General features: G+C 68.7%; 24 protein-coding genes. 8 read left to right on the plus strand and 16 right to left on the minus strand.

Annotated elements, in window-relative coordinates:
- Nucleotides 1-166: 166 nt before the first annotated feature.
- A complete protein-coding gene (gene accD / locus ABQJ54_RS02710) occupies nt 167-1036 on the minus strand; it encodes an acetyl-CoA carboxylase, carboxyltransferase subunit beta (RefSeq protein ID WP_367852725.1) in 870 nt (289 codons plus the stop codon).
- 77 nt (nt 1037-1113) lie between these two features.
- The gene (locus tag ABQJ54_RS02715; RefSeq protein WP_367852726.1) at nt 1114-2004 is read right to left on the minus strand and encodes an SDR family oxidoreductase; all 891 of its coding nucleotides are present in this window, start codon (nt 2002-2004) and stop codon (nt 1114-1116) included.
- An 82-nt stretch (nt 2005-2086) separates the two neighbouring features.
- Between ABQJ54_RS02715 and ABQJ54_RS02720 the strand changes: the two genes are divergently transcribed.
- Nucleotides 2087-2947 (plus strand): helix-turn-helix transcriptional regulator, encoded by an 861-nt coding sequence (locus tag ABQJ54_RS02720; protein WP_367852727.1) that lies wholly within the window; start codon nt 2087-2089, stop codon nt 2945-2947.
- A 10-nt stretch (nt 2948-2957) separates the two neighbouring features.
- On the opposite strand, the gene trpA is transcribed toward ABQJ54_RS02720, so the two are convergent.
- Nucleotides 2958-3758 carry a tryptophan synthase subunit alpha gene (gene trpA / locus ABQJ54_RS02725; protein WP_367852728.1) on the minus strand — a complete coding sequence of 267 codons (801 nt, stop codon included), beginning with the start codon at nt 3756-3758 and terminating at the stop codon, nt 2958-2960.
- Nucleotides 3755-4966, minus strand: a complete 1212-nt coding sequence (gene trpB / locus ABQJ54_RS02730; protein WP_367852729.1) for a tryptophan synthase subunit beta — start codon at nt 4964-4966, stop codon at nt 3755-3757. Before trpB ends, trpA begins: the two co-directional genes overlap by 4 nt.
- Nucleotides 4967-5069: 103 nt before the next feature.
- Here trpB and ABQJ54_RS02735 point away from each other — a divergent pair, with 103 nt between their 5' ends.
- Nucleotides 5070-5960, plus strand: coding sequence for a LysR family transcriptional regulator (locus ABQJ54_RS02735; RefSeq protein ID WP_367852730.1), 891 nt, complete (start codon nt 5070-5072; stop codon nt 5958-5960).
- Nucleotides 5961-6241: 281 nt separating this feature from the next.
- Here the strand turns inward: ABQJ54_RS02735 and ABQJ54_RS02740 are convergent, their stop codons facing one another.
- The 10 genes from ABQJ54_RS02740 to prmB all read right to left on the minus strand — a co-directional run bounded on the left by ABQJ54_RS02740 (nt 6242) and on the right by prmB (nt 15748).
- The gene (locus tag ABQJ54_RS02740) at nt 6242-6859 is read right to left on the minus strand and encodes a phosphoribosylanthranilate isomerase (RefSeq protein WP_367852731.1); all 618 of its coding nucleotides are present in this window, start codon (nt 6857-6859) and stop codon (nt 6242-6244) included.
- Nucleotides 6856-7626, minus strand: coding sequence for a tRNA pseudouridine(38-40) synthase TruA (gene truA / locus ABQJ54_RS02745; protein ID WP_367852732.1), 771 nt, complete (start codon nt 7624-7626; stop codon nt 6856-6858). The genes ABQJ54_RS02740 and truA overlap by 4 nt, the downstream gene beginning before the upstream one ends.
- Nucleotides 7627-7849: 223 nt before the next feature.
- Nucleotides 7850-10162 (minus strand): motility hub landmark protein FimV, encoded by a 2313-nt coding sequence (locus tag ABQJ54_RS02750; RefSeq protein WP_367852733.1) that lies wholly within the window; start codon nt 10160-10162, stop codon nt 7850-7852.
- A 175-nt stretch (nt 10163-10337) separates the two neighbouring features.
- Nucleotides 10338-10628, minus strand: coding sequence for a hypothetical protein (locus tag ABQJ54_RS02755; protein WP_367852734.1), 291 nt, complete (start codon nt 10626-10628; stop codon nt 10338-10340).
- A 17-nt stretch (nt 10629-10645) separates the two neighbouring features.
- The gene (locus ABQJ54_RS02760; RefSeq protein ID WP_367852735.1) at nt 10646-11674 is read right to left on the minus strand and encodes an aspartate-semialdehyde dehydrogenase; all 1029 of its coding nucleotides are present in this window, start codon (nt 11672-11674) and stop codon (nt 10646-10648) included.
- 22 nt (nt 11675-11696) lie between these two features.
- The gene (locus ABQJ54_RS02765) at nt 11697-12737 is read right to left on the minus strand and encodes a 2-hydroxyacid dehydrogenase (protein ID WP_367852736.1); all 1041 of its coding nucleotides are present in this window, start codon (nt 12735-12737) and stop codon (nt 11697-11699) included.
- Between the two features lie 10 nt (nt 12738-12747).
- The gene (locus ABQJ54_RS02770) at nt 12748-13131 is read right to left on the minus strand and encodes a hypothetical protein (protein WP_367852737.1); all 384 of its coding nucleotides are present in this window, start codon (nt 13129-13131) and stop codon (nt 12748-12750) included.
- A gap of 15 nt (nt 13132-13146) precedes the next feature.
- Nucleotides 13147-14235, minus strand: coding sequence for a chorismate synthase (gene aroC / locus ABQJ54_RS02775; protein WP_367852738.1), 1089 nt, complete (start codon nt 14233-14235; stop codon nt 13147-13149).
- 33 nt (nt 14236-14268) lie between these two features.
- On the minus strand, nt 14269-14823 hold the full coding sequence (locus tag ABQJ54_RS02780) for a GNAT family N-acetyltransferase (RefSeq protein WP_367852739.1): 555 nt from the start codon (nt 14821-14823) through the stop codon (nt 14269-14271).
- Nucleotides 14824-14827: 4 nt separating this feature from the next.
- Nucleotides 14828-15748 (minus strand): 50S ribosomal protein L3 N(5)-glutamine methyltransferase, encoded by a 921-nt coding sequence (gene prmB / locus ABQJ54_RS02785; protein ID WP_367852740.1) that lies wholly within the window; start codon nt 15746-15748, stop codon nt 14828-14830.
- A 63-nt stretch (nt 15749-15811) separates the two neighbouring features.
- On the opposite strand from prmB, the gene asd reads away from it, so the two are divergent.
- A complete protein-coding gene (gene asd / locus ABQJ54_RS02790; protein ID WP_367852741.1) occupies nt 15812-16660 on the plus strand; it encodes an archaetidylserine decarboxylase in 849 nt (282 codons plus the stop codon).
- A 103-nt stretch (nt 16661-16763) separates the two neighbouring features.
- The gene (locus tag ABQJ54_RS02795) at nt 16764-17201 is read left to right on the plus strand and encodes a hypothetical protein (RefSeq protein ID WP_367852742.1); all 438 of its coding nucleotides are present in this window, start codon (nt 16764-16766) and stop codon (nt 17199-17201) included.
- 7 nt (nt 17202-17208) lie between these two features.
- Here ABQJ54_RS02795 and ABQJ54_RS02800 read toward each other — a convergent pair whose 3' ends face one another.
- Together ABQJ54_RS02800 and ABQJ54_RS02805 are read right to left on the minus strand one after the other, a co-directional pair.
- Complete coding sequence (locus ABQJ54_RS02800) at nt 17209-18687, minus strand: transglycosylase SLT domain-containing protein (protein WP_367852743.1); 1479 nt, start codon at nt 18685-18687, stop codon at nt 17209-17211.
- 85 nt (nt 18688-18772) lie between these two features.
- Nucleotides 18773-19822, minus strand: a complete 1050-nt coding sequence (locus tag ABQJ54_RS02805) for a serine hydrolase domain-containing protein (RefSeq protein WP_367852744.1) — start codon at nt 19820-19822, stop codon at nt 18773-18775.
- A gap of 141 nt (nt 19823-19963) precedes the next feature.
- Here ABQJ54_RS02805 and ABQJ54_RS02810 point away from each other — a divergent pair, with 141 nt between their 5' ends.
- From ABQJ54_RS02810 to greB, 4 genes are read left to right on the plus strand one after another with little or no spacing between them, the layout of a single operon-like run.
- Complete coding sequence (locus ABQJ54_RS02810; protein WP_367853581.1) at nt 19964-20143, plus strand: hypothetical protein; 180 nt, start codon at nt 19964-19966, stop codon at nt 20141-20143.
- A gap of 10 nt (nt 20144-20153) precedes the next feature.
- Nucleotides 20154-21401 carry a hypothetical protein gene (locus tag ABQJ54_RS02815; RefSeq protein ID WP_367852745.1) on the plus strand — a complete coding sequence of 416 codons (1248 nt, stop codon included), beginning with the start codon at nt 20154-20156 and terminating at the stop codon, nt 21399-21401.
- Nucleotides 21402-21415: 14 nt separating this feature from the next.
- Nucleotides 21416-22015, plus strand: coding sequence for a DUF998 domain-containing protein (locus tag ABQJ54_RS02820; RefSeq protein WP_367852746.1), 600 nt, complete (start codon nt 21416-21418; stop codon nt 22013-22015).
- Nucleotides 22012-22509, plus strand: coding sequence for a transcription elongation factor GreB (gene greB, locus ABQJ54_RS02825; RefSeq protein WP_367852747.1), 498 nt, complete (start codon nt 22012-22014; stop codon nt 22507-22509). The genes ABQJ54_RS02820 and greB overlap by 4 nt, the downstream gene beginning before the upstream one ends.
- The last annotated feature ends 20 nt before the right edge of the window (nt 22510-22529 follow it).

Genomic DNA, 22529 nt, shown 5'->3' on the forward strand with positions numbered 1-22529 from the left:
CCAGCACGTGCCAAGTGCCTGTCGGCAAAGTGGCGAAACGGGCTTGTCCACAGCTTTGTTCGGCAACCATCCACACCAGCTGTGGAAAACCACCACGCAGAAGCCGGCGACAGAAACGACGATGCCGCCTGCAGGCGGCATCGTGCAGTCTGGCTTCGGCAGCGCGTTACGCCGCGCGCGGCGCCTTCATCAACAGGCCCAGCAGATCGGCCAGCTTGTCGCGCATCTCGCGGCGATCGACGATCATGTCGATCGCGCCGTGCTCCAGCAGGAACTCGGAACGCTGGAAGCCTTCGGGCAGGGTCTCGCGCACGGTCTGCTCGATCACGCGCGGACCGGCGAAACCGATCAGCGCCTTCGGCTCGCCGATGTTGATGTCGCCCAGCATGCCGAGGCTGGCGGAGACGCCGCCGGTGGAAGGATTGGTCAGCACGCTGATGTAGGGCACGCCGGCATCGCGCAGCTTCGCCAGCACCGCCGAGGCCTTGGCCATCTGCATCAACGAGTACAGGCCTTCCTGCATGCGCATGCCGCCGCTGGCGGAGAAGCACACCAGCGCACTCCGCTCGGCCAGCGCGCGCTCGCCGGCGCGGGCGAACTTCTCGCCGCCCACCGAACCCATCGAACCGCCGACGAAGCCGAACTCGAACGCGGTGGCGACCAGCGGGCGGCCCTTCAGCCTGCCGCTCATCGCGACCAGGGAATCCTTCTCGCCGCTGGACTTCTGCGACGCCACGATGCGGTCGCGGTACTTCTTGGAGTCGCGGAACTTCAGCGGATCGGTGGCCTCCATGCCCGGCCACAGTTCCTGCGTGGAACCTTCGTCAAACAGCGCAAGCAGCCGGGTGCGCGCACGGATGGCGTGATGGTGCCCGCACTTGGGGCAGACCATCAGGTTGCGCTCCAGCTCCGGCTTGTACAGCACCGAGCCGCAACCGGCGCACTTCTCCCACACGCCCTCGGGCACCTTGCCCTTGCCGGCAGGGGAACCGGGCGTGCGCGCACGCGGAGTCATGATTTTCTGCAGCCAGTTCATAGCGGCACCTCTGGTGAAGCGCGCATTCTAGCCGAGAACGCCAGGACGCTCCGGACGCCAGCGTGTGGTGCGCTCCCTCACCGGAGTCCGAAGTGGCCTTCGAGATCCTCTATCAGCCCGGGGCCGGCGGGAGTCCAATCCAGCCATGCCTTGGTCTGTGCGCCGGATGCCGCCAGGTCGAGTCCGGCAAACATTCCCAGCCAGCCGAAATGCGTTGCAGCCTGCTCCGGCGACAGGGAGACCAACGGCACGCTCAACCCGCGGCCGATGACTCCGGCGATGTCGCGGAAGGGCACGCCTTCCTCGGCGACCGCGTGGTAGCGGGCGCCGGGTTCGCTCTTCTCGATCGCGAGCCGATAGAGGCGCGCCACGTCGAGGACGTGTGCGGCAGCGAAGCGGTTGAGCCCATCGTCCACATAGGCGGAGACACCTTTCTCGCGCGCCACCGCGGTGGCATAGGTGACCAAGCCTTGCCTGGTCGTGTCGTGGACCTGCGGCAGGCGCACCACCGACACGTTGACTCCATTCGCCGCCGCCGCGCCTGCGGCCAGCTCCGAAGCCTTGCGGGCATTCGGATGCTCGACGTTGAAGACGTCCTCGGTAGCCGGCTGCCCGTGCCCGGCGCTGCCCATGCCGGTGCCCGAGGTGACGACGAGCGGACGATCCGAACCGGCGAGCGCGTCACCCAGTGCCGCGATGGCGCGGCTGTCTTTCTCGCAATTGGCAACGAAGTTCGAGAAGTCGTGATCGAAGGCGCAATGGATCACACCATCCGACTGGGCCGCGCCGCGACGCAGGCTGTCCAGATCCTCGAGATTGCCACGATGCGGCTCGGCACCGGCGGCGGCCAAGGCCTGCACGCCAGTGTCCGACCTCGTCAGCCCAAGCACCCGATGGCCGGCGCGAAGCAGCTCCGCAACGATGGCCGAGCCGATGAAACCGGTGGCGCCAGTGACGAATACACGCATGGACTTGCCCTCTGCGGTGAATGGAATGGGCGCTACTATCGGCCCCTTCCCCCTGCCGCTGAAGCCGTGACGTCATACGGGTATGAGCACTAACAGGAAACCGCAGTCGGCCACGGAAACGAACCCGCTGGGCACCTATCTCAAGGCCCGGCGCGCGAAGCTGGATCCGGCAGCGCTGGGCCTGCCGCTGGAGCGGCGGCGCACGGCGGGGCTTCGGCGCGAGGAAGTGGCGCAGCGCGCCCACGTCAGCGTGACCTGGTACACCTGGCTGGAACAGGGGCGCGGTGGCGCGCCGTCGCCCGAGGCACTCGAGCGCATCGCCGGCGCCCTGCAGCTCGACACGGTCGAACGCGAACACCTGTTCCTACTCGCCCTGGGCCATCTGCCGGAAGTCCGCTTCCAGCCGGTGGGCGATGTCACGCCACGCTTGCAGCGCGTACTGGATGCGCTGCAATCCAGTCCGGCGCTGATCAAGACCACCACCTGGGACGTGGTGGCATGGAACCGCGCCGCGGCCGCAGTGCTTGCCGACTACGGCATGCTCGCGCCCGAACAGCGGAACGTGCTGCGCCTGATGTTCCTCAATCCGCGTGTGCGTGCGGCACAGCACCACTGGGAAAGCGTGGCGCGTTCCGTGGTGGCGGCGTTCCGTGCCGACGTGGCACGCACGGGCGCGACTGCGTCGGACAGCGTGCGCAGCCTGATCGACGAGCTCGAACGGCAAAGCCCCGAGTTCGCAGCCATGTGGCGCGACAACGACGTGCGCCACTTCGGCGGAGGCCGCAAGCAACTGACCCACCCGCAAGCCGGGGAGATCGCGCTGGAGTACTCGTCCTTCGCGGTCGATGGCCGACCGGATCTCGGCATGGTGGTGTACAACCCGGCCACGCCGGTGGACGCGGCCAGGATTCTCGAATTGATCCGCGCGCGGGAAAACCGCTGACGGATCCAGCTCAGCGCGCGTCCAGCGCCTCCCGCACGGGCTGCAGGAACGCGCGCGCGCGCGCGGCGATTTCCTCCGCCGAAGCCGCGCCCGCCAGCCGTTCCACCAGCGCACTCCCGATCACCACCGCATCGGCGAAACCGGCGATGGCCTTCGCGCTTTCCGCATCGCGCACGCCGAAGCCCACGGCCACCGGCGCTTTCGCGTGCGCACGCAGGTCTGCCACGCGCGCGGCGATGTCCGCGGTGCTCAGGCGCGCCGCACCGGTGATGCCGGCGAACGAGACGTAGTAAAGGAAACCTTCGGCCGCCGCACACAGCTTCGACAGGCGCTCCGGTGCCGTGGTGGGTGCGGCGAGCAGGATCTGCGCGAGGCCGGCTGCGCGCAGCGGCGCCAGCACTTCCGATTCCTCCAATGGGCAATCCACCAGCAGCACGCCATCGACGCCGGCCTCGACCGCCTCCGCGGCGAAGCGCGCATAACCGTGGATCTCGATAGGATTGAGGTAACCCATCAGCACTACTGGCGTGTCCGCGTCGCGCTGGCGGAACTGCGTCACCCAGCCCAGCACGTCGCCCAGGCCCACGCCCTTGGCGATGGCGCGCTCGCTGGCGTGCTGGATCACCGGGCCGTCGGCCATCGGGTCGGAGAACGGCACACCGAGTTCGATCAGGTCGGCACCGGCCTCGACCAGCGCGTGCATCAGCGCCACCGCATGCTCAGGCGAGGGATCACCTGCGGTGACGAAGGGAATCAGGCCGGTGCGGCCGGCAGCTTTCAGTGCGGCGAAACGGCGGTCGATGCGGCTCATACCTGCACTCCTTCGCGTGCGGCAATCGTGTGCACGTCCTTGTCGCCGCGGCCGGAGAGGTTGCACAGCACGATGCCGTCCTTCGGATATTCGCGCGCCAGCTTGATCGCCTGCGCGACCGCATGGCTGGATTCCAGCGCGGCGAGAATGCCCTCGGTGCGAGCCAGCAGGTGGAAGGCCTCCAGCGCCTCGTCGTCGGTGACGCCGACGTATTCGGCGCGCCCCGCGTCCTTGAGGAAGGCGTGCTCGGGGCCCACGCCCGGGTAGTCCAGGCCCGCAGACACCGAATGCGTCTCGGTGATCTGGCCGTCGTCGTCGCACAGCACATAGGTGCGATTGCCGTGCAACACGCCGGGCCGGCCCGCAGCCAGCGAGGCCGCATGATGACCGGTGGCGATGCCCTCGCCCGCCGCCTCGGCGCCGACGATGCGCACGTCGCGGTCGTTGAGGAAGGCATGGAACAGGCCGATCGCATTGGAGCCGCCGCCCACGCAGGCGGTGAGCACGTCCGGCAAGCGGCCGTACTGCTCCAGCAGCTGCGCACGTGCCTCGCGGCCCACGATGGCGTTGAAGTCGCGCACCATCAGCGGGTACGGATGCGGGCCGGCGACCGTGCCGATGATGTAGAAGGTGTCGGCCACGTTGGTGACCCAGTCGCGCATCGCCTCGTTCAGCGCGTCCTTCAGCGTCTTGGAACCGGAAGTCACCGGCACCACCTCGGCGCCAAGCAGCTTCATACGGTAAACGTTGATCTTCTGCCGCTCGATGTCGGTGGCGCCCATGTAGACCACGCACTCCAGCCCCAGTCGCGCCGCCACCGTGGCGCTGGCCACGCCGTGCTGGCCCGCGCCGGTCTCGGCGATGATGCGGGTCTTGCCCATGTGCCGCGCCACCAGCGCCTGGCCCACGGTGTTGTTGATCTTGTGCGCGCCGGTGTGGTTCAGATCCTCGCGCTTGAGCAGGATGCGCGCTCCGCCCGCGTGCTTCGTCAGCCGCTCGGCGAAATACACCGGGCTGGGCCGGCCCACGTAATGCGTGAGGTCGCGGTCGAGTTCGGCGATGAAGGCCGGATCCTGGCGCAGGCGCAGGTAGGCCTCGGTCAGTTCGGCCAGCGGCGCCATCAGGGTCTCGGCGACGTAGCTGCCGCCGAACTGGCCGAAGCGTCCCTGGGCATCGGGGAAAGCGTGGAAATCCCGGATCTCGGGCATGGCGACTCCAACGGAAAGCGAAGCAACAGGCTCACACCTTAGCGCCTTCATACCCTATGAAAAAGCGAAAAGATCGCACCAATACTTGAGCTAGACTCACAGCATGTCGGACCGCGACCTGCCCTCGCTGAATGCCCTGCGCGCCTTCGAAGCCGCCGCGCGACTGGGCAGCATGAGCCTTGCCGCGCAGGAACTGCACGTGACCCACGGCGCGGTGAGCCGGCAGGTGCGGGCGCTGGAAGAAGCATTGGGCCAGCCGCTGTTCGTCCGCCAGGGGCGCGGCGTTGCGCTCACCGCGACCGGCCAGCAGTTGCGCGAGCAGTGCAGCGCCGCGTTCGGGCAATTGCGGGAGGGCTGGCTGCAGTTGAAGAAGAGCAGCGGCAGACCAGCCTGCGTGCTCGGCTGCTCCGGCAGCGTACTGGCGCGCTGGGTGATTCCACGGCTGGAACGTCTGCGCCATGAATTGCCCACGCTGACACTGCACCTGGCCGTGCAGGACGAACCCGTCGCCGACCATCTGGCCGACGTCGACGCCGCCCTGCTGCTGGCCGCACCGCCCTGGCCGGCAGGCTGGCAGGTGCATGAACTGGCACCGGAACGCATCGGCCCGGTGCTCAGCCCGCGCTATCCCGGCGCCGACCGCCTGCGCGAGCTACCCGCCACCGCCCTGTGCGACGAACCGCTCCTGCATACCGTCTCGCGCCCGCAGGCCTGGCCCGAATGGGCGCTCGCCATGGGTCTGCCGCCCGAATCGTTGCAGCAGACGCAGGCGCTGCCCCACCTCTACTTCCTGCTGGAGGCCGCTGCGGCAGGATTGGGCGTGGCCATCGCGCCGCAACCGCTGGTGGCCGACGACCTCGCCAGCGGGCGCCTGCTGGCGCCCTGGGGATTCCGCGAAACGTCCGCGTGCTGGGCGCTGGTCTCGGCACGTCGCACCGGCGATGCCCGCCTCGCGGCACTGGCGGATTGGCTGCGTCGCGAACTGGCGACGTGAGGGCAAGTGCGCCCGGGGATTCTGCCGCGCGTCTTCCTTCGGCTTCTCCACCATTTCCGGCGCCACAGCCCGAACACGCTGCGACGATGCTCCGGGACGCACACTGCGGTTTCCTCGCCGCCGACGCTCCGGGGAAACAGGGCGAAGCGCCGCGCACCGCACGGCACGCAGGCGACGTCGCGCATCACATCGAAATAATGCGCGTGGTGCGGATCGAAAGGATGGCTGGCATCGACCCGGCATTCCCCATCGCGGCCAGTGTCGGCACCGTGCCACAACCTTCAGCCCACGGCGCGCACCGCCGCGATGAAATCCCGCAACTTGCCGGCATCCTTGATGCCTGGCGCCGACTCCACGCCGCTGGCCACGTCCACCGCCCACGGCCGCGCCACACGGATGGCCTCGGCCACGTTGCCGGCATGCAGGCCACCGGCCAGTACCAGCGGTTGCGCGAGATCCGTCGGCATCAGCGACCAGTCGAAAGCCTTGCCGCCGCCACCGGCCTCGCCAAGGCCGTGCCCATCGAGCAGCAGCGCGGCGGCATGCGGATGGTCGTGCAAGCGCGCCAGCGCGGCGGCGCCTGCGCCCATCGCGATGGCCTTGAGGTAACGACGGCCGAACTGCGCGCACCATTCGTCCGGCTCGCCGCCGTGGAACTGCAGCAGGTCCGGCACCACGTCGGCAATGACGTCCTCCACCAGCGCCGGCGTGTCGTCCATGAACAGCGCCACCGTGCTCACGAACGGCGGCAGCGCATGCACGATGGCCTGCGCCTGCGCCACGGAAACGCGCCGCTTGCTGCGCGCGGTGAACACCAGGCCGATCGCATCGGCGCCGAGCCGCGCCGCCAGCAGCGCATCCTCGACGCGGGTCATGCCGCAGCACTTGATGCGGGTCATGGCTGGCTCACCTCGGCAGGCAGGCCCCAGTGCGCCTCGTAGCGCGGCCCGATGAAGGTCAGTCCAGACGATGGCGCGGTAGGCCCAGCCGCCTCGCGGTTGCGCCCCGCCAGCAGCTCGCCGACCCATGTGCCGGGCTGCTCGCCGCGACCCACCGGCAGCAGCGAACCCACGATGTTGCGCACCATATGGTGCAGGAAGGCATTCGCCTCGATCTCCACGATCACCTGCTCGCCCTCGCGCCGTACGCCCACCGCCAGCACGCATCGCCGCGGATGCGCGGCCTGGCATGACACCGCGCGGAACGCGGAGAAATCGTGCTCGCCCAGCAGCGCCTGCGCGGCGTCATGCATGCGCGCGGCATCCAGCGGCAGGCGTTCCCAGGTCACCTGGCGTGCGTCCAGCGCCGCACGCACCGGCCGGTTGAGGATGGTGTAGCGGTAGCGCCGGCTGCGCGCGGAAAAACGCGCGTGGAAATCCCCTGCCACCGGCTGCGCCCACAGCACGGCCACGCTGGACGGCAAGTTGGAAGTGGCGCCCAGCAACCAGCCGCGCATCGTGCGCGACACCCCGGTATCGAAATGCACCACCTGGCAGCGGCCGTGCACGCCGGCATCGGTACGGCCTGAGCAGGTTACCTCGACGGACTGCGCGGCCACCTTCGACAAAGCCTCTTCCAGCGCACCTTGCACCGTGTTGCCGTGACTCAGGCGCTGCCAGCCGAGGAAGTCGGTGCCGTCGTATTCGATGCCCAGGGCGATGCGCATGGATCAGGGGAGTGTGGAAAGTGCGCAGCGTAGCAGGCCTTTCCACCTGCGATCGTCCGTGATCGCGAAAATCAAATGGGCGGCCTCCATGACCGCACTCCTCAAACCCTGCGATCGTCCCTGATCGCGAAAATCAAACAGGCGGCCATCCATGACCGCACTCCTCAAACGCGAACGGGCCGGCATGGCCGGCCCGTTTCCGGTTGCATTGCACGCGGGCGACTCAGTGCAGGTCGTCGAGCATGCGCCTGGCCACGTCGCGCTGCATCTGGCTGCCTTCGTGCAGCACCTCCTCGAGCATGGCGCGGGCGCCCTCGGGGTCGGCCATGTCCAGGTAGGCGCGGGCCAGGTCGAGCTTGGTGTCCACCGGGTCGTCGCTGAAATCGCGCGGTTCGATGTCATGCCCGGCCGGCTGGATCTGCATTTCCGGCTCATCGAACTGCCAGCTCGATACCGCACTGCGCAGCACCGTCACGTCGTCGTCCGCGGCATGCGGTTCCGCGGCGGCCTGGTGCGCCACGGCCGGCTCGACATCCTCGGCCCGCTTCGGCGCCGATTCGTGTCCCGGGGTCAGATCGAAGTTGAAGTTGTACTCGCTCACCTTCACCGGATTCGCGGGCAACGGCGGCGGACCGGCCGGCGCAGGTGCCGGGACAGGTGCCGGCGCCGCGACGGTCTCGGCGGCGTAGCGGTCGATGTCGAAATCATGATGCGCCTCGAGTTCCTCCGCCGACATGCCGCCGTGCCCGGCAAACAGCGGATGGCCTGGCACCAGGTCCTCGCCCATGTGCAGCACGTCCTGCCACTCTTCCTGGTGCGGATCGCTGACGTGGGCGTGCATGGCCTCGGCGGCGGCCTCGAAATGCTCGACGTCGCGGCGGCCGTAATACAGGCTGACCAGTTCCAGGTGCAGGCCGATGTCGTCGGGATGCTCGGCCAGCTGGTCGAGCAGCAGGTTCTGGTCGACGTCGTCGGCGCCGTCGGACGGCGCGGCATCGCCGAAGCGATCGGCCAGTGATGGCGCCAGCTTCGCTGCCTGCGCTACAGGCTTCGCCTTGCGGCGACGGCCGAGCAGTGCGCCCAGCAACAGCAGCACGATGACGGCGGCGCCCAGCGCCTGTGCCCAGAGCTGCGTATACCAGGGTTCCTCGCTCGCCGGCGCCGGCTTGATGGCGGTCGGCTTGAGCGGAGCGGTATGGGCCGGCGTGGCAACCGGTGCCGGCTTGCTCGCCGCGGGTGCCGTCGACGCGGTACCGGGAGCCGCCGCTGGCTTGGCCTGCGCCGCGGTCGCGCTGCCGGCAGTCGTCGCCGGCGCCGGCGCGGCGCTGGCCGGCTGCTCCGCCGGCTTCGGTGCGTTGGCGCCGGCGGTCGCTGCCGCCACCGCCGCCAATTTCTCGGCCGGCTGGCCGGCAGCCTTGCGCGCCGCGGCCAGCTTCTGCTGCAGCTCGGCGATCTCGTTGTCCTTGAGCGCCAGCAGGCGTTCGTTCTTGTTGTTGATGTCGCTGAGTTCCTTCAGTCGCGACTTCAGGTCCGCACCCTGCTGCTGCAGGCTGGCGAGGGTCTCCTGGCTGCGCTGCAGGTCCTGGCGCAGCGTGCTGTCCCTGTCCGAACCGCCTGCCGTCGCGGCAGCCTTGCCACCCTGCTTCGCAGGCACCAGGGCCAGGTGATCGCCCTTGCTGCCGGCTCCCGCCGTGGGCGAACTGGATGTGCCGGCGCGGGTGCCCGCATCGGCCACGGTCACCGGCGAACTGCTCACCGTACCGCTGCGCCAGTCGCCGTTCTGGCGACGCACTTCCGCTGCAGCAGCGGCCACCGCGAGCGCCTCGGCTTCGTCCTTGCCGGGAATGCGCAGCACCGCGCCTGCTTTCAGCGCATTGATGTTGTCGCGGTAGAACGCATCGGGATTGGCTTGCTTGAGCGCCAGCAGCATCTGGTTGATGTCGACGCCGGCCGGCGCCGTCTGATGCGCCACCGCGGACAGGGTCTGGCCGCGCACGACCGGCCCGAAGCGGCCGTTCGCCACCTGCCCGCCCGAGGAGCCGCTACCGGCATGGGTGGACGGGTGCGTGACCGGAGCGGCAGCCGCCGGCCGCGCTGCGTGCGCAGGCGCCGACGAACGCGACGCCACCGGCGCGGGACTGCTGCCTGGCGGATCGAGCAGGATGGTGTACTCGCGCACGCTCTTGCCGCTGCCGCCGTGGATCTCGACCAGCAGGTCGAGGAACGGATCGTTGACCGCAGCCTCGCTGGTGATGCGGATGACCTTGTGGCCGTTGCCGCCATCGACCACGTCGAAACGCAGGGGGATCGATGGCCGCCCGCCGGCCACCCCGGCACGCGCGAATTCGTCGCCCGAAGCCAGCTGCACGCTGAGCTGCTGCAGTTCGGCCGGCGTGGCCTGCTGCACCGGGATCTCCGCCAGCAGTGGCTGACCCAGCGCGGACTTGACCTGGATCTGGCCCAGGTCCAGCGCCAGGGCATGGCCGCTGCCCAAGGCCAACGCCACCAGCAGTGGCAGTTTCAACGAACGATTCATTACGCGCTCCCCCGAACAAGCCGTGGCGTCTGGTACGGCCACCACAATGGCAGCGCTCCGCCCCGACGAGGCGCCACTTTAAGTTAGATATACACGGATCAACAATAGCAGGATCGCAGACTTGCGATGCATTGCTGCCGCACATTCCAGAACCCCGGCAGCCCCGTGGAAGGAATCAGTGCCCTTTGCCGGGGGCGGCCCCGGCCCCGGCCTGCTGCGCCGCCTGCAGCTGTCGCTGCAGTTCGGCGATTTCCGCGTCCTGTTGCTCGAGCCGCTGGGCGGCCGCGCGACTGCCGGCCTCCTGTGCGGCCACATCATGCTGCAGGTCTTGCACCTTGGCACGCTGCTGGTCGACTGCAGCCGCATTCTTGTGCACGGCCCTGGCGACACGTGCGGCATTGGCCGCCGGCTGCTGCCAGGCCTGCGCCGACAGGGGCGCAGCCAGCAACACACCGGCCAGCAGCATCCCGCCCGGGCCGAGCCTCACAGGTAGTCCCCGATCAGCAGCTCGGCGATCTGCACCGCGTTCAGCGCCGCACCCTTGCGGATGTTGTCCGAGACGATCCACAGGTCGAGGCCGCGCTCGTGCGAGATGTCCTCGCGGATGCGGCCCACGAACACGGGATCCTTGCCCGCGACGTCGCCCACCGGGGTGGGATAGCCGCCGGCCTTGCGCTCGTCCATCACCACCACGCCCTCGGCCTGCTCCAGCAGCGCGCGGGCCTGTTCGGCGGTGATCTTGTCGCGGGTCTCGATGTGCACCGCCTCGGAATGCCCGTAGAACACCGGCACGCGCACCGCGGTGGGGTTCACCGCAATGGAGTCGTCCTCCAGGATCTTGCGCGTCTCCCACACCATCTTCATCTCTTCCTTGGTGTAGCCGTTGGGCTGGAAGTCGTCGATGTGCGGGATCACGTTGAAGGCGATCTGCTTGGGGAACTTGCCCTTCTCCACGTCCTGGAAGCTCAGCAACGCGGCAGTCTGCCGGCCCAGCTCCTCCATGCCCGAGCGGCCCGCGCCGGAAACCGACTGGTAGGTCGCCACGTTGATGCGCTCGATGCCCACCGCGCGGTGGATCGGAGCCAGCGCCACCAGCATGCCCATGGTCGAGCAGTTCGGATTGGCGATGATACCGCGGGTGGTGTACTGGGCGATGGCGTGCGGATTCACCTCGCTCACCACCAGCGGGATGTCGTCCTGGTAGCGGAACTCGGAGGTGTTGTCGATCACCACCGCGCCGACCGCCGCCGCACGCGGCGCATGCACCTTGCTCACCGAACCGCCGGCCGAGAAGAAGGCGATGTCCACGCCCGCGAAGTCGTAGTCGGCGAGGTTCTTCACCGTCACCTGTTTGCCCGCGAACCCCACCGTACCGCCGGCCGAACGCTCGCTGGCCAGCGGCACCAACTCGCTGACCGGGAAATTGCGCTCGGCGAGGATGGCGAGCAGGGTCTCGCCCACGGCGCCGGTGGCGCCGACCATCGCAACCTTGTAACTGCTCTTCTTGCTCATCGGGTGCTGCTCGTCAGGTGAGTTATTGGTGGGTTGGAAAGTGGTGGAGTGGTGGAAAAGTCACGCCGGCCGCGGCCAGCGCTTCGGGGTTCAGCAGGTTCGGCGGGTGCCCGGCGTGCGGGCCGTGGCCGAAGAACGCCAGCACATTGTCCACCGCCACGCTGGTCATGGCGCGGCGGGTATCGGTCGTGGCGCTGGCGATATGCGGGCTGAGCAGCACGTTGTCGAGCGCGAGCAGGTCCGGATGCACGCGTGGCTCGCCCTCGAACACGTCCAGGCCGGCGGCGGCGAGCCGGCCTTCGCGTAGCGCGGCGGCCAGCGCCGCGTCGTCCACGATGCCGCCGCGCGCCACGTTCACCAGCACTGCGGTGGATTTCATCTGCGCCAGTTCGGCAGCGCCGATGGCGTGGCGGGTTTCCGGCGTCAGCGGCAACACCAGCATGATGCAGTCCGACTCGCGCAGCAGCGTGGCCTTGCCCACGTAGCTGGCGCGGCATTCCCGCTCGGTGGCCTCGGGCAGGCGCGAGCGGTTGTGATAGAGCACCGGCATGCCGAAGCCCTGCGCGCGCCGCGCGATGGCCTGGCCGATGCGGCCCATGCCCAGGATGCCCAGCGTGCGGCCACGCACATCCGTGCCCAGCCAGCCCTTGAATTCGGTGGCGTGCCACTTTCCGGCGCGCAGCCAGCGCTCGGCGGCGCCCATGCGCCGCGACGCACCCAGCAGCAACGCCCAGGCATAGTCGGCCACGCTCTCGTTGAGCACGTCGGCGGTGTTGGAGGCTGCGATGCCGGCAGCACCGAGCGCAGCGAGATCGAGATTGTCGTAACCCACGGCGAGGTTGGCGACGATGCGCAAGCGCTTCGCAGCCGCCAGCTCGGTGGCGCCCACGCGTTCCTTCAGACCCACGATGGCGGCGTCGCAGCCGGCCAGCTTCGCGGCCAGCTCGGCGGAGGTGAACTTCGTTTCTTCCGGCTCGGCCGACACGTGGAAATGCGGTTCCAGCCGGGCGACCACGTCCGGGAAAGTGGGGCGCGAGACCCATACGCTGGGCTTGGACGTCATCCCCATCCGGTCAGGTCCCGGCGGCCGGCAGGATTTCGTCGGCGATCCAGAACCACGCCAGGGCCATGCCGAACAGGGTGCCGACCAGCCACAACAACCAGCGCCGCCGGCGCCAGCCGTCCCGGAACTCCGAGAGCTGGACCGGCACATCCACCAGGTAGGCCGCGCAATAGCACATGTTCGCCAGCACGGCGAGGACGAACAGCGCCAGCAGGTGCTCGATGCCGAACAGGCCGCGCAGGCGCGTCCACGCCACCGCCAGCCAGCCCAGCACCACCGCGGCCAGCGCGAGGTTGTAGCCGACGCGTCGCCGCTCCCAATAGCCGATGGCGTCGCCGAGGACCTTGCCCAGCGGCGAATGCGAACCGATATGCGGTGCGATTGGCATGCTCATGGTCGGCGGCTCCTGTCAGGGAATGCGCGGCGCCACCTCGCCCACGTCGCCGCACTGCGCGCGGTGGCGCAATGCGTGGTCCATCAGTACCAGCGCCATCATCGCCTCGGCGATGGGCGTGGCGCGAATGCCGACGCAGGGGTCGTGGCGCCCCTTGGTGACCACTTCCACCGGCTCGCCGGCCAGGTTCACGCTGTGGCCGGGAATCAGGATGCTGGAGGTGGGCTTCAGCGCGATCGAGGCGATCACCGCCTGCCCCGTGCTGATGCCGCCAAGGATGCCACCGGCATGATTGGACGTAAAGCCGTCCAAACGCATTTCGTCGCGGTGCTCGCTGCCGCGCTGCGTGACGGCCGCGAAGCCATCGCCGATCTCCACGCCCTTCACCGCGTTGATCGACATCAGTGCGCTGGCGAGATCGCCGTCCAGCTTGCCGTAGATCGGCTCGCCCCAGCCCGGCGGGACGCCGTCGGCCACCACGCTGACGCGCGCGCCGACCGAGTCGCCGGACTTGCGCAGCGCGTCCATCGCCTTTTCGAGCTCGGGCACCTGTTCGGCGCAGGGCCAGAAGAACGGGTTCTGCTCGACCGCCTCCCAGTCGAAGGCGGTCGGTGCGACGTCACCCAGCTGCGCGAGGTATCCGCGCACGCGCACGCCGTGGCGCTCGGCCAGCCACTTCTTGGCGACCACCGCGGCAGCCACGCGCATCGTGGTCTCCCGCGCCGAGGAACGCCCGCCACCACGCGGATCGCGGATGCCGTACTTCTGCCAGTAGGTGTAGTCGGCATGCCCGGGGCGGAAGGTCGAGGCGATGTCGCCGTAGTCCTTGCTGCGCTGGTCGGTATTGCGGATCAGCAGCGCGATCGGCGTGCCGGTGGTCCTGCCCTCGTATACGCCGGAGAGGATCTCCACCTCGTCCGCCTCGCGCCGCTGCGAGGTGTGACGTGACTTGCCGGTGGCGCGACGGTCGAGGTCGTTGCGGAATTCCTCCTCGCCGATCGGCAGCCCCGGCGGGCAGCCGTCGATCACGCAGCCGATGGCCGGTCCGTGGCTTTCGCCGAAGGTGGTGACGGTGAAGAGCTTGCCGAAGGAGTTGCTGGACACGAGATTCGGATGCCTGCAGGAAACCCCCACAGCTTACCGCGGCGCAACAATTCCTGCGCCTTCACCAGGCCATTCGCTGGCCAGCAGCCCGAAAACGACATCGTCGACCCACTCGCCATGGAGCAGCAGGCTTTCGCGGAAATGGGCTTCCTTGCGCATGCCCATCGCCTGCAGCAGCGCCACGCTCGGCGCGTTGCGCGGATCGACCGACGCGTACACGCGGTGAACTTCCAGCCGGCCGAACAGCCAGCCAAACAACGCCTGCAGCACCTCGCGGGCGAAGCCGTGGCCTTGCACGGCGGGCGCCAGCGTGATGCCGAATTCGGCCTGGCCGTCGGCAAGGCAAAAACCGACATCGCCGATCAGCGTGCCATCGTCGCGATGGCGAATGGCGCGCTGGAACCACTGGCATTGCACCGGCGCGGTCGTGGCCGACTGGCTGCCGATGAAACGCTCGGCATCGGCCAGCGTGGCCGGGCGCCAGCCCTGGTAACGGCAGACAGCAGGATCGGCGCGGTAACGGAACAACGCATCCGCATCGCCCTCCCGCAGGGCGTCCAGCCGCAAACGCGCGGTCTCCAGTTCCATCGGCTCAGCGTCGCGCGGCAGCGGCGGCGTGGATCGCCTCGCGGTGCTCGATCAGGTCGCGCCGCTCCAGCGCGAACACGCCCATCTGCCCCACCTTGAACTCGATCCACACGAAGGGCACTTCCGGCAGCAGCGCGGCCAGCGCGTGCTCGCTCTCGCCCACTTCGACGATCAGCAGGCCGTCGTCGCCGAGGAGGTCGGCCGCCTCGTCGAGAATGCGCAGACAGATGTCCAGCCCATCCTCGCCCGAGGTGAGGCCAAGCTTGGGCTCGTGCACGTATTCGCCGGGCAGCGCGGCGTATTCGTCCTCGGTGACGTAGGGCGGATTGGAAACGATCAGGTCGTACTTGCGCCCGCGCACGCCTTCGAACAGGTCGGACTTCACCGCCTCGACGCGCGACTCGACGTGCTGGAACACGATGTTCTCGCGCGCCAGCGCCAGCGCCTCGTCGCTGATGTCCACGATGTCCACGCGCCAGTCCGGGTTGTACTCGGCCATCGCGATGCCGATGCAGCCGGAGCCGGTGCACAGGTCCAGCGCGCGCTCGATGTGGCGCTCGTCCAACCACGGCGCGAAGCCCGATTCGATCAGTTCGGCGATCGGCGAGCGCGGCACCAGGGCGCGGCGGTCGCTCTTGAACTTCAGCCCGGCAAACCAGGTTTCGCCGACCAGGTAGGCCACCGGCAGGCGCTCGTTGACGCGGCGCTCGATCAGCGCCAGCACGTTCGCGCGCTCCCCGGCGGTGAGCCGGCCCGCGCCGTAGGCCGGCGGAATGTCCGGCGGCAGGTGCAGGCTGGCCAGCACCAGGTGGGTGGCCTCGTCGATGGGGTTGTCGTGGCTGTGGCCGAAGGTCAGCCCGGCCGCCGAGAAGCGGCTGGCGCCGTAGCGGATGAAGTCGATGATGGTGGCGAGTTCGGCGGTCACGGGCGGCCCACGGCGCGGCAAAAAGACCGCTGATTATAAGCGCGCGCCCCGTATACTGGCTGGATGACTTTCAAAGTAATCCTCCAATACATCCTTCCGCACCGTTTCCTGTCGCGCCTGGTCTATTGGGGCACGCGCTGGACCTTCGCGCCGTGGAAGAACTGGCTGATCGGCACCATCGTGCGCAATTACGGCGTGAACATGGCCGAGGCCGCGCAGCCCGATCCGCTGGCCTACCAGCACTTCAATGCCTTCTTCACCCGCAAGCTGAGACCCGATGCGCGCACGGCCGACGCCGACCCGGCCGCCCTGCTCTCGCCTGCCGACGGCCGCATCAGCCAAGCCGGCGCGATCGTGGACGGGCGCATCTTCCAGGCCAAGGGACAGGAGTACACCGCTGCCGAACTGCTGGGCGACGAGGCTTCCGCCGCACCGTACCGGAATGGCCGCTTCGTCACCGTGTACCTGTCGCCGCGCGACTACCACCGCGTGCACATGCCGCTGACAGGCACGCTGAGGGAAACCGTGCACGTGCCTGGACGCATCTTCAGCGTGGCGCCGTTTGCAGTGGAAGCCATCCCGCGCCTGTTCGCGCGCAACGAGCGCCTGGTCTGCCACTTCGAGGGCGAGCACGGCCCGTTCGCGGTGGTGATGGTGGGCGCGATCCTGGTCTCGTCGGTGGCCACAGTGTGGGACGGATTGGTGATCCCGCCCTACGCACCTTCGATCCGGCGCAAATCGTTCGCCGGGCAGAACATCACGCTGGAACGCTTCGCCGAGATGGCGCGCTTCAACATGGGCTCGACCGTGATCCTGCTGCTGCCCGAAGGCATGGCCGAACTGGATGCGCTGCAGCCGCAGCAGCCGGTGCGGGTAGGTCAGCGGCTGGGCTGCTGCCACCACGAAAGCTGACGCTGCACGTCATTTTGTGACGCACTGGGCGCAACGGGCGTCACGCGCCCACTATCCTCCCGCCGTTGCCGCGCCCGTCGCGGCGCCAGCCGACGAGGACTCCATGCAGCTGCTCAGCCCGGCCATCGCCTTCCTCCGTGCACACCAGCTCGCTCGCCAGTTGCGCGAGATCGAGCGCAGCATGCGCGCCCTGCCCCAGCGCAGCCGCGCACAGCTGAGCGTGCTGACCCTGCGCGAGATCGGCCAGGCTTCGCGCAGGGAATTCCCGCACCTGTACGGCACGCCGCCGGAGGCGCGCTACCTGCCCTGGGGCCATGGCACCGGTGCCGGCTATGAGCGGGCGCGTTCGGAGAATCCTGAAGTGGCATTGCGCGGTATCGCGCTGTGGCTGGCCGTGGCCTACCACGAGACCAAGCACTCCCCGCAGGATCGCCTGCTGCCGCAGCACCGCCAGGTGCTGCATCTGCTGCAGGAACTCAAGCGCCTGCATCGCCCGACCAATCCGGTCAAGGACTGGATGCGCACCGGCGCCACCGCCTGATCGAAGCTCAGCGGCACTCCGGCACTTTCAGCACCTGCCCCACCGCGATGTGGTGGTGCCGCAGATGATTCATCTCGGCCACTTCCTGCACGCTGGAGCAGCGCAGCTTGCGCACGATGCCGACCAGGGTGTCGCCGCGGCGCACCTTGTAATGACGGGTCCTGGCCGGCTCCGCAGGCGGCGGCGGGGCCGGATCGACCACCACCGGCGCGGCAGCGGCGTGCAGGTCGGCGGCGAGGATCGGCCACGGGCCGTCCACGCAGCGCGAGGCGTAGGATTTCTCCAGCAGCTTCGGCACCTGCAGCACCACGCCGGCCGGCTGCTCCTGCTGCGGGTCGAGCCGCGGATTAAGGTTGCGCAGGGTGCGGAACCAGCCTTCCTCCATGCCGCCGGCCGAGCCCAGGCAGACGGTGAGCTCGTCGATCGAGGCCGGCCGCTGCAGCGTGATGCTGCCCGCCACGCCATCGATCCTGGGGAAGCGCAGGTTGTAGCTGTCCGGATGCAGGAACAGCCAAGCCGCCGCCAGCACCGAGGGCACGTAGTCGCGGGTCTGCTGCGAAAGCTGGTTGTAGATGCGCGGGTCGTAGAAGCTCACCGTGGTGTCAGGCCCCACCAGCCGCCGCATGCGCCCTTCGCCGGCGTTGTAGGCCGCCAGCGTCAGCTCGAGGTTGTCGTTGAACACCTGGAGCTGCTCGTTCATGTACGCGGCATTCGCGCGCGCCGATGCGGCCGGATCGAAGCGCAGGTCGAAGCCGTCGGAATTGGTGAGGCCGAAGCGCATGCCGGTGGCGTACATGAACTGCAGCGGGCCCGCCGCGCCGGAGCGCGACACCGCGTGCACCTTGCCGCCGGACTCCTGGGCCATGATGCCGAACAGCAGCGCCTCGGGCAGGTCGGCATCCTTGTACGCCGGCCACATCTCGTGGCGCAGGTACTGGTAGTTGATCCAGGCGTCGATCAGGTTCGGCCGCCACTGGGTCAGCCACATCTGCAGCGCGGCCTTCACCGCGCCGTTCATCGCGATCAGTTCGGAGAGCTTCTGGCCGTGCAGCAGGGTCACGCTGCGCTGCGCCTCGGGCAACGCGGCAATGCTGCCCTGGTCCAGCGCCATGCCGGTCTGCGGCTCTTCGTTCATGCCCTCGTCGCCGATGGAGCTGCCATCCTTGAGACGCAGCATGTGGTCGTAGGCCGAGAAGAAACGTTGCGGATCGCAGCCGGCGGTACTGCCGCAACGCACGGAAGCGTTCTTCAGCGTGTCCAGCGCCTGCTCCAGCGTTTTCTGCCCCGCGGCGTCGTTGCCGGCACGGACCTGTTGCAGCGCGGTGTCGTAGCCCTGGGTGGCCTGGTCGAGCTGGGCATACAGGGCGCTCACCTCCGAAGTGGCACGGCCGTGTACGGCACCGTTCGATGCGCAGGCGGCGAGCAGGGTCACGGCAGCGGCCAGCGGTGGCAAGCAGAAGATTCGGGTGAAACGGACAAACGGCATGGGCGGCACGACGCAGCAAGGCAATAAACGTGCAACGATACTGCGCGCAAGCCCATTGTCTCAACGAGCACCCGCCGGTCGACCATCAGCGGTAGCTGGCATCCATCAGGCGCTGTGCCAAGTCGCCTATCCACAGATGGTCGGCGCCGCTATTGTTCATCACCACCACCGCGTGGCCGTCGGCCGAGGTGCGTCGCGCCGACACGCGAAAGGCCCCATCGGAACCATACTCGTCGACCAGCTCGCGCTCGACGCCTCCGGTCTCGACTCGACGAACGCGGCCGCCCAGCGCGTAGTGCTGGGCCGGCATCTGCACGGTGAAGAGCATCCGCGTAGCCCAAGGAGACAGCACCCGTCCCTGCGCCACCGCCTCGAGCAGGGTGACCAGGTCGGCTGCGTCCACGTGAAATCCACAGGCCGCCAGCATGTAGCCGGCACAGACCGTTTCGCGACGCTGCGCAGTCTGCGGCGCCCCGGCGTAACCCAAGGCATCGCCGCGACCGGCAGGCTCGCCGCCAAGCACATCACTGTGCTGCATTCCCAAGGGCAGCAGCAGCGCCTGCCTCGCCTGCTCGGCGTAAGGGCGGCCGCTGACCCGCTCGACGATGGCCTGCACCAGGATCCAGTTGCTGTGCGAATACTCCCAGGCGCTGCCGGGAGCGAACGTCAAATCTCCGCTGGCATAGCGCCGGATCGCCTCATCCATCGGCAGCGGCACGCGCTTGAGGCTGCGGTCCCGCTTGTATGCCTCGTCGACCAGGTTAGGCAGGCCGCTGGCGTGGCGCATCAGGTCGCGCAGAGTCAGCCTCGCACCATTGTCGGCGCGGTACTCCGGAAGGTAGCGGCTGATCGGCGCGTCCAGCGAAAGCTTCCCGTGATCGACCAGTTGCAGCACCACGATGGCCGCGACCCATTTGCTGATCGAACCCGCGTCGAAGCGCGTATCAAGGCGCATAAGTTCGCGCGGCTCGGCATGCGCCAAGCCGAAAGCCTTGGCATAGACCGTGCGCCCATGCTCCGCCACCAGGATCACGCCATTGAAACCCTCCGCCTGTGCTTGCGCTGCCACCTCTGCGCACATCGCACATTCAGCCCGCACCGATGGCGCACACAGCACCAGGCCCAGCAGCAGCACACTCCACCACCCACCCCTGATCCGCATCGCCCGCCCCATCGTTTGGTTCAGCCTTCGATGCGATACGTGCGACGAAGGTTTAAACGCCGCCTTCTCCAGAACACTCCCATTAGAATCATGCGACACGACAAGGAGCCGGCATTGAGCGACATACTCATCGGGCGCAACGACGACGACGCAGTCAGCTTGGAAGCGCGCTGCGGCAACCGCCAGGGCATGATCGAGACCATGGGCAAGCAGGTGGTGCGCACCATAGGCAGCCAGCCCGGCCGGCAGATCCTGCACGACGTGCCTGGCGGTATCTTCGGCGCCAAGCGCTGAGGTTCCGCCGATGCCGCACATCGAAGTGGTTGCCGCCGACACGCCGTTCGGCGAGCGTCTCGTCGCCGGCTTCGGCTATCCGCTGCGCGGTGCCGGGCTGGCCACCTGCACGGCGCTGGCGCTGGCGCATTACGCGAGCCTCCTGCCTGCCATCGGCACGCTGGCCAACCTGCTGGTGTGGGCCGCCACCTGGCGCTACGCCGCCGATTGCATGCAGCACACCGCGAACGGCTACGCCAACGCACCCGACGTGGGCGTGGACGAAGCCGGCGCGGCCGGCTGGGCGCTTGCCTTGATCCATCTGGCGGCGGGAGCGCTGTTCGTCGCCTGCACCTGGCTCGCTCCATCCGCGCTGTGGCTGCTGGTCCCCGTGCTGGTGCTGGCATTGCCGGCCATCGACATGTCGCTGGCCTTCGACGGCAATGCGCTGCTGGCGCTCAACCCCGCCACCTGGTGGCGCATCGCACAGGGCTTCGGCAGCGCCTACCTGGTACCGGTGGCGATCAACCTGATGCTGGGCGCGCTGATCGCGGTGGCCGTACTTACCTCCAACCTGCTGCCGCGCTTCCTCGCGCTGCCGCTGTTCGGCTTCGCCTATACGTACCTGATCGTGCTGGCCTTCCACCTGATGGGCGCGCTGATCCATCAGCGCCACGAACGCTTCGGGCTGGAGCCCGAGGCGCCGAAGCTCGCCAAAGCTGCCGGCCAGGACGAGGACAGCCGACTGCTCGATGAGGCGCGCACGCTGGCGGAAAGCGACCCCATGGCGGCATTGCACCAGCTGGCCGAACGCCTGCGCCAGCGCACCGCCCCCGCGCCGGCGCACCAGCTCTACCGCGAACTGTTGCGCCGCCAGGGCCTGCGCGACGACCTGCTGGTGCACGGCCAGGTCTGGATCGCCGCGCTGATCGCGCAGAACGAGGCGCGCCGTGCCCTGGGCGTGCTGCAGGAATGCTGCACCATCGACCCCGCCTTCGTGCCTGACGACCCGCGCACCTGCGGCGAACTGGCCGACCTCGCCGACCGGCTGGGCATGGTACGCCTCGCCATCCACCTCGGCCGCGGCTACCTCGCACACTGGCCGCGCGAGCAACAGGCGCCGCATTACGGCTTGCTCGCCGCGCGCCTGCTCGGCGCGCACGCCGACCGCCGCGCCGAAGCCCTCGTGCTGCTGGAACGGCTTGCCGCAGCGTGGCCCGACCATCCGCAGCGCGGTGACATCGCCGTCCTGCAGCGGCAGCTGGCGGGTACCGCATGAAGGCTCCGAACGTCGTGGCAACGATTGCCCTCGCCGGCATGACTGCCTTCCTCGCCACCGGCATCGCGGCGCAATACCTGCGCCCCGACCTCGACTGGGCACAGGTGCCGAACAGCTTCTACCTGATCGGACCGTGGGGCGGCATGGTGCGTGCCGGCTACTACGCGATGGCGCTGGCCCTGGTGCTGCTCGGCACGGGCGGCTATCGCGCGTTGCCGACCGAAACGCGCAGCGCGGCGCCGTTGTTGTTGTTCGTGGCGGGCGGCGCGGCGCTGGCACTCACCGCGCTCGCCACTACCGACACCTGGAACCACCCGCCCACGCTGCACGGCTACGTGCACGGCGTGGCGGCGCAGTCGGCGTTCCTGTGCACGACCACCGCGATGCTGCTGCAGGCCTGGCGGCTGCGCGGCGACGCGCGCTGGCGACGCTGGTTCCGGCCCGCATTTGCGTATGCCACGATCTGCTTCGTGCTGCTGTGGGTGCAGGCATCCTGGCGCGCCCTGCCGAGAGGCTTGAGTCAAAAGGTACTGATCGTGCTGATTCTGGGCTGGCTGGTGGCTGCGGCGTGGCGAATGTTGCGCGGTCCCGGTCACGATGAGGTGCGCGCATGAGCCGCTGGCGCCCGCCCGCGCCCGGCTCCACGGCGATCATTACCCGTGCCGGTTTCGAGAAGCTCAAGGCCGAGCTGGACCACCTGTGGCACACCCTGCGACCCGAAGTGGTGAAGGCGCTGGCCGCCGCCGCGGCCGAGGGCGACCGCTCGGAAAACGCCGAGTACACCTACCGCAAGAAGCAGCTCGGCGAGATCGACCGCCGCGTGCGCTACCTCAGCAAGCGCATCCCCTCGCTCAAGGTGGCCGAGGGCCTGCCCGCCGACCGCGAAGCCGTGTTCTTCGGCGCCGCCATCACGCTGGAAAACCTCGCCAGCGGCGAGGAGGTCAGCTACCGCATCGTCGGCCCCGACGAGACGGATGCGAAGCTGGGCTGGATCAGCATCGACTCGCCGATGGCCCGCGCGGTGCTGAAGAAGCGGCTGGACGACGAGTTCGAGGCGGAGCTGCCCGGCGGGCGTACGAGGTTCCTGATCGTCGAGGTGCGCTATTGAGACATGAGCGCGCCTTCGCG

Origin of the sequence: Rhodanobacter lycopersici, from assembly GCF_040812335.1 — a bacterium.
Taxonomy (GTDB): Bacteria; Pseudomonadota; Gammaproteobacteria; order Xanthomonadales; family Rhodanobacteraceae; genus Rhodanobacter_A; species Rhodanobacter_A lycopersici.

Coding starts and splice junctions, on each gene's coding strand:
- accD (WP_367852725.1), bottom strand. CDS start 1,036: ATGAACTGGCTGCAGAAAATCATGACTCCGCGTGCGCGCACGCCCGGT.
- ABQJ54_RS02715 (WP_367852726.1), bottom strand. CDS start 2,004: ATGCGTGTATTCGTCACTGGCGCCACCGGTTTCATCGGCTCGGCCATC.
- ABQJ54_RS02720 (WP_367852727.1), top strand. CDS start 2,087: ATGAGCACTAACAGGAAACCGCAGTCGGCCACGGAAACGAACCCGCTG.
- trpA (WP_367852728.1), bottom strand. CDS start 3,758: ATGAGCCGCATCGACCGCCGTTTCGCCGCACTGAAAGCTGCCGGCCGC.
- trpB (WP_367852729.1), bottom strand. CDS start 4,966: ATGCCCGAGATCCGGGATTTCCACGCTTTCCCCGATGCCCAGGGACGC.
- ABQJ54_RS02735 (WP_367852730.1), top strand. CDS start 5,070: ATGTCGGACCGCGACCTGCCCTCGCTGAATGCCCTGCGCGCCTTCGAA.
- ABQJ54_RS02740 (WP_367852731.1), bottom strand. CDS start 6,859: ATGACCCGCATCAAGTGCTGCGGCATGACCCGCGTCGAGGATGCGCTG.
- truA (WP_367852732.1), bottom strand. CDS start 7,626: ATGCGCATCGCCCTGGGCATCGAATACGACGGCACCGACTTCCTCGGC.
- ABQJ54_RS02750 (WP_367852733.1), bottom strand. CDS start 10,162: ATGAATCGTTCGTTGAAACTGCCACTGCTGGTGGCGTTGGCCTTGGGC.
- ABQJ54_RS02755 (WP_367852734.1), bottom strand. CDS start 10,628: ATGCTGCTGGCCGGTGTGTTGCTGGCTGCGCCCCTGTCGGCGCAGGCC.
- ABQJ54_RS02760 (WP_367852735.1), bottom strand. CDS start 11,674: ATGAGCAAGAAGAGCAGTTACAAGGTTGCGATGGTCGGCGCCACCGGC.
- ABQJ54_RS02765 (WP_367852736.1), bottom strand. CDS start 12,737: ATGACGTCCAAGCCCAGCGTATGGGTCTCGCGCCCCACTTTCCCGGAC.
- ABQJ54_RS02770 (WP_367852737.1), bottom strand. CDS start 13,131: ATGAGCATGCCAATCGCACCGCATATCGGTTCGCATTCGCCGCTGGGC.
- ABQJ54_RS02780 (WP_367852739.1), bottom strand. CDS start 14,823: ATGGAACTGGAGACCGCGCGTTTGCGGCTGGACGCCCTGCGGGAGGGC.
- asd (WP_367852741.1), top strand. CDS start 15,812: ATGACTTTCAAAGTAATCCTCCAATACATCCTTCCGCACCGTTTCCTG.
- ABQJ54_RS02795 (WP_367852742.1), top strand. CDS start 16,764: ATGCAGCTGCTCAGCCCGGCCATCGCCTTCCTCCGTGCACACCAGCTC.
- ABQJ54_RS02800 (WP_367852743.1), bottom strand. CDS start 18,687: ATGCCGTTTGTCCGTTTCACCCGAATCTTCTGCTTGCCACCGCTGGCC.
- ABQJ54_RS02815 (WP_367852745.1), top strand. CDS start 20,154: ATGCCGCACATCGAAGTGGTTGCCGCCGACACGCCGTTCGGCGAGCGT.
- greB (WP_367852747.1), top strand. CDS start 22,012: ATGAGCCGCTGGCGCCCGCCCGCGCCCGGCTCCACGGCGATCATTACC.